Origin of the sequence: Candidatus Regiella insecticola LSR1, from assembly GCF_000143625.1 — a bacterium.
In the GTDB taxonomy this organism is placed as follows: domain Bacteria; phylum Pseudomonadota; class Gammaproteobacteria; order Enterobacterales; family Enterobacteriaceae; genus Regiella; species Regiella insecticola.
The window spans coordinates 1-5915 of the sequence record NZ_GL379604.1 but is presented as its reverse complement, the minus strand read 5'-3'; the positions used below and the strand labels follow the sequence as shown (position 1 = coordinate 5915).

The 5915-nt window shown below is 40.5% G+C and carries 2 protein-coding genes and 4 pseudogenes; 1 reads left to right on the top strand and 5 read right to left on the bottom strand.

What is annotated here, in order from left to right:
- Nucleotides 1-149: 149 nt before the first annotated feature.
- The 5 genes and pseudogenes from REG_RS07630 to REG_RS07615 form a co-directional block, all read right to left on the bottom strand.
- Nucleotides 150-1190, bottom strand: a pseudogene (locus REG_RS07630) (FliG C-terminal domain-containing protein); the annotation flags it as partial.
- Nucleotides 1150-2815: pseudogene (fliF, locus tag REG_RS07625) on the bottom strand (flagellar basal-body MS-ring/collar protein FliF). The pseudogenes REG_RS07630 and fliF, both read right to left, overlap by 41 nt.
- Nucleotides 2816-2824: 9 nt before the next feature.
- Nucleotides 2825-3235 carry a flagellar hook-basal body complex protein FliE gene (locus tag REG_RS07620; protein WP_039907915.1) on the bottom strand — a complete coding sequence of 137 codons (411 nt, stop codon included), beginning with the start codon at nt 3233-3235 and terminating at the stop codon, nt 2825-2827.
- 135 nt (nt 3236-3370) lie between these two features.
- Nucleotides 3371-3556 (bottom strand): annotated as a pseudogene (locus REG_RS14680) (helix-turn-helix domain-containing protein); the annotation flags it as partial.
- Nucleotides 3557-3627: 71 nt separating this feature from the next.
- Nucleotides 3628-4405, bottom strand: a pseudogene (locus REG_RS07615) (sigma-54 interaction domain-containing protein); the annotation flags it as partial.
- Between the two features lie 370 nt (nt 4406-4775).
- Here REG_RS07615 and REG_RS07610 point away from each other — a divergent pair.
- Complete coding sequence (locus REG_RS07610) at nt 4776-5681, top strand: FliM/FliN family flagellar motor switch protein (protein ID WP_050749368.1); 906 nt, start codon at nt 4776-4778, stop codon at nt 5679-5681.
- Nucleotides 5682-5915: the final 234 nt, after the last annotated feature.

The following is a 5915-nucleotide window of genomic DNA, read 5'->3' as shown; positions in this document are numbered from 1 at the left end:
CCTTTGAATCTGCCGCCTTGTTGGCTGCGGGCGGTCGCCGAATCACCTCGTTGTCTACGTTCATCGGTCTCACGCCCTGGCCGCCTAGCGGCAACTTCAACGGCTGTGGGTATAGCCTCTCCCATACCTATTTTATTATTTTTATTCAGTTCGGCGAAGAGCTGTACTTCAATCTCCCCTCCTTCTGCCAATTCACGCACTCTCGCCATAATTTCTTTACGTACTTGTTCAACTCGGCTGACAGTGACCGGCCCCATACGATCAGTAATATTCTGTAGCTGTTGAATTTGGCGTTTTGGTAACACATCGAAAATGGCTTTACGTAATATCGACTCGGTTCCTTTTAAAGCGATGGCCCAATCACTCATCGGTACATCATCAACGATACGTTGCAACGTCGGTGCTGATTGACGGCTCAGAATAAAAAATTCATACATTTCATCTTTCAATTCGTTAAGCACATTTTCGTCACGCTCCCCTAACTGTTCCAAAAGCTGCTGTTGATTACTCGGAATACGATTAACAATATTGGCTGCCTGTTTTATTCCCAAAACTTTAGATCCATGCTCAGAGAGCAAGGTTACACCGCGCTCAATAAGACGATCTAACTCATTGACCACATCATGATTAACATCATCTAATTTAGCGATACGGTACAAAACATTATCTTGTCGATCTCTATCCAGATAAGAGAGCACTTCAGCAGCAACATCCGCCGGCAAAAACGCAAGGAAGACCGCTTGTAACTGCAAATGTTCTTGCTCAATAAGCGCCGAGAGTTGTACCGGGTCGATCCATTGTAGACGCGCCCTTCGATGACGAATTTCATCGCCATAAATACCATTAATCACACTCTTAGCAATTTCACCCCCTAATGCTTTTTCTAAAATGCTTTGTAAATAGCTGCGGGAAGCGCCGTTAATACCACTTTGTTCACGGTAAGCACGAAAAAAATCATTCAATGCTTCACGCGCCTGGATCAATTTTACGCCTTGCAGCCGTGACATAGTTTCACTGATACAAAGGACTTCTTCACGACTCAATTTTTTCATTACGGCAGCGGCGGCGTCTTCCCCCATGCTTAACAGTAAGATACCGGCCTGATCTAAACGTGTTCGGATTTCTTTCCCCACCGGTGTTTCGGGTTGATTAACTTTCTCTAGTATCGAGTTCTGCTCGGGTTCGTTCATTACTATTAATCCATTGTTTAATAACTTCGGCTACACGGTCGGTTTCAGAATAAGCCAGCATCTGCATATGGCTAATTTTGGTTTCAAGACCCGAAGCCGGTGAGGGCAAATCGTCTTCTTCTTGGAATGAAGATTTTGGTAGCACGTCGGCTAATACTTTTTCATCATTGATTTTCGGAGCAGCATCACCCATGGCTGCTGTTGTTTCGGGCGTCAGATTTTGTGGTTGATCAGGTGATGCAACCGATGTCGACGATGTTTGCTCTTCACGTGTCACACGTTGTATTAAAGGGCGAACCCCAAACCACAAGAAAAAGAATGCGATTAAACCTATTCCGCCCATTTGCGCCCATCGTAAAGCCGCTGGCTCTTGCCACCAGGGTAAAGGTGTTTCTTCGTATTCAGTTTGTGGTGTAAAGGTGATCAGATTCATCGTCAGCGAATCTCCACGATCAAAATTAATCCCGGCCGCATCGATCGCTAAGCGTTTTAGTTCATCGAGTTGTGGGGTTGTCCATTGCTCCAGCGCGGAGGCAGCTTTATTCAATACAATGGCCACCGTCATTTTTTCCAGCTTATAACTGGGATGACGCACATGACGAATATCGCGATCATAGGCAAATTTACGCTGGGATTGGCTACGATTGAGCATCGTGGAGGGTGATTGGGCATTATTTTTTGCCGCCGGCTGATTACTTAATGTAACGGGGATGCCCATAGCACGTTCATCGCTACTGCTTTCCTGATTGACATTTTCATCTAGGGTTCGCGGATCCGCGCCGTAACGCTCTAGTTTCTCCTCGATATTACTGAGGTCCAATTGCGTAGTCACACTGATACGGTAGTTATTGGCGCCAACAATGGGATTGAGTAGATTAGCCACGTTTTTTTCTACTGCCAGTTGCAGCTTACGAGCCAATTCTGGCCCTGATTTGAGCGTTGACAAGCCATTATTACTGTTCTGATAACCTTCAGAAAGCAATTCACCATTTTGATTGATAACCCGAACCTGTGATGCTTTCATCCCCGGAACACTACCGGAAACCAATTGAATAATGGCACCCACTTGTTCAGGAGTCAGTTGATGGCGGGGTTTTAAACGTAAGATAACAGAAGCACTGCTGTCGGGTTTTGTGGTAATGACGAAAGAACTGGCTTCGCTCATCCCCAAACGCACCCGAGCGTATTCAACCGCATCTAGCGCCATCACACTCTGAGCCAACTCACCTTCTAGGCTGCGTTTATAGCGAACGTTCTGCATAAATTGGCTACTGCCTAGCATCGTTTCTTTATCCATTAGCTCATAGCCAACCGGTAAAGCCGCGGTGATACCTTTTGCGGCCAATGCCATGCGCGCCCTGCCTAACTGATTTTCTGCGACTAAAATTTGGCCGTTATCCGGGTTGACCCGATATGGAATCGATTCGCTGCCTAAGACCTCCACCACTTGGGTCGTCGGAATTTGTTCCTGTGAACCAAATAATACGGTGTAGCTTTGCGAACTACGCCAAAGACTAAAAATGATCGCGCCACTGATCATGGCCGCTGCGATCCCCATTAAGACCACATTTTTTATTTTTGCCTAACCGAATCGGTGGCAATTTTTGTTTGAGTTTATCTAACACCGTTTTACCTTAAAGCGACGTGTTCATGGTTTCAGTTATTGCAGTCAGGAGCTTTTCTGACACTTTGTGAGTAGCCGAAAAAGCAATACTGGCTTTTTCATTCGCGATCATGGTGCCTGTTAAATCGTCACTAAGCCCCATGTCTATTGCCTCTTGTTTTTGACTGGCCACGTGTTGCAAAGCATCTACGCTATCAATGGCTTCTTCCAGAACAGACAAGAAAGAACCATGAATTCTGTCCTTTCTGTCTTTTCTATCCTTATCCATTGTTAATCCGTCATTGGCATAGGGTTTAGCTGATTCGATATAGGGCGTGTAATGCGCTATTGCTGCCAGTTTACGCATTTCTTGCAACATGAAGGCTTGCCCCAAATGTCCCTTAATAGGCTCAAGGTGGTTGCATTCATCCGTTATATCCATTTTTTTTTCCTTAATCATTTATACCCTTCGCCTTTCAAGTTACGGCGGCGTTGGCAGCGATCTCTCATCCCAGTCATGTACTATTTGTACACTCCTGGTAATTCGAATGATTGCTGCCTTGCCGTAACTGGAAATTCATTGGGTATATGAGTAACACTCGATATTGATGCCTTCTTCACGCATGGAAGCGAGGCGATAACGCAAAGCCCTTGGGGTGATTCCTAAAAATTCCGCAGTTTTTGCTTTGCTACCTTGGTTACGTTGCAATAAATCAACAATATATTGATATTCAGCTAAACGCCCTCTTAATTTGATATTACTTTTCTTTTCATTATTATTTGCTAGGTGGCTCGCATTTTTTGCTGAATGTTCTATCTGGATAGTGTCTGTTGAGAGAGGCAAGCCTAAATCTGAGAAATCAATTACGCCATCACGACTCATAATAATGCCACGTTGGATAACATTTTCTAATTCCCGCACATTACCCGGCCAACTATATGTTTGTAACCTTTGCTTGGCTTCGAGTGTTAATTGTATTTTTACTTTCAAAAAATCATGGTACTTCTTAATAAATTGCTGCACTAATGGTTGAATATCTTCTGGACGTTCACGTAAAGGTGATATATGGATAGGAACGACTGAAAGACGATAAAAAAGATCTTGCCTAAAACGCCCTTCAGCTATTTCCAGTTCTAAATTTTTATTGGTTGATGCTATTATTCTAATATCAAGTGGAATTGTTTTTTGTCCACCAAGGCGTTCAACTTCTTGCTCTTGTAAAACGCGCAATAATTTCACTTGCAGTGCCAATGGCATATCACCAATTTCATCGAGTAATAATGTTCCTCCATTGGCTTGCTCAAATTTTCCTGGAACACTGGCAATAGCGCCAGTGAAAGCTCCCTTTTCGTAGCCAAATAAAATAGCTTCTAACATACTTTCAGGAATGGCAGCGCAATTAACGGCAACATAAGGTGAATTTTCTCCGATGGCTTTTTGATGAATATATTTTGCTATACATTCTTTACCGGTTCCTGTTTCGCCAGTGATCAGTACCGGAATATTAAAATCAGCCACTCGGCGTGCAAGGGTAAATACATTCACGCTAGACGGAGAATGAGCAAAAAAACCATGATCATTTTTAGATAATAAGTTCATAGTGATATTCATCATAATGTGTTTTCACCCTGAAAAATAAATCCTGTAGACGACAAATCAACAAGGATACAAAATTATTGCCTCAGTAAAATTTTTACCTAAATCTGATTAAGTTAATTGATAAGCAATATTTAATCATTGAAAAAAAGTATACAGATAACAAAGTAAAAAATAACTTTAAAAAAAATTAATTCATTTAAAATCAATAAGTTAATATAAATTAATTAATTTAATTAAGAACTAATAAATAAATAATAAAATATCTATTGTGCAGTTCTGTAATAGCATGTCTAATTAACGCCTGTATAATTTTTAATATCTGTGAATGTCGCTGCATCTTCTGATTATGCGGTAAAAATAAGCAGGGGCTAATATAATATTTTTGGATGAAAAAATGCAGTTAGAAAAAATCAAAGCAAAAATCTATAATGGTGAGCAACTATCTGATATAAAAAACTCGATATCAATAAGCTTGGGCGCCCTTACTATAAATTACCAAAAAATAATTGCGGATTATTTTGATATTCTAGATGCTAAAATTAGCTTTTTTCTTAAAAAATACCGGGTGAACTTATCATTAAAAAATGTTACTACCGAGATGGGTTGTAGTCATAAAAATACCAAAATATTTAGCAGTAAATTAGGGCATGTTGCTTTTGATACAGAACGAAATTTTTTGCTTAATATTTTAAATGATTACTATGGACTAAGTAAAAACAGCGTTACTGAACCCAGTATACATGTTCCTATTACGCAAACAGAAGCCAGATTAAAAAATAAGTTGGGTCTTGAGTTAACTGAATTATTTTTAAATCATGATGATTTTGGTGAGAAGTTAGCATTTAAAACAACCAATGGTGTTTTTATTAAGCAATGGTCTTATCGGCTAATATTTTCATTAGCCGGCGATGAACAACATGTTTTTTATATTCTGCTTGATGCGAATCACGCTGATAGAATTCTGCATTCTCAAGATGCTAATGATGAAGAAAATAAAAAAACCACGGATAATAATTCACCATTACCTTTAGAAAAACTATTTAATAAATTACCGATTAGTTTAAATATTAAGTTAATCAGCGTTAATCTAACACTAGCTGAATTAAAAGCGCTCGAAAAAGGAGAGATTATTAGCATATCAATGCCTGATCATTTCCCGGTTTTTATCGGCACTGAACAGATATTCAGTGCCATCATTACAGAAAATCGTGGAAAGCTCTTCCTTACCGAGTTCAATGAAAAAAATAGACTTATACCCAATGAATTTCGAGTTATGGCCAGGGGGTGAGGCCGATGAGCGTGGACATATAGCTGAAGCAGTTTAATTTGATTCAAGGCGAAGGAGCGAAGACAGTACAAATAGTACGGCAAGCGACGACGACACTTAAATCAAATTAAAATGATTTAGCTATACCATGAGGCGAACACCCGCAGCCAACAACACGGCAGCTTCAAAGGCGAAGGATATAAACAGTCCTGAACGGAGAAATACCATGACTAATGAGCAAAAAGAGTTAAATGA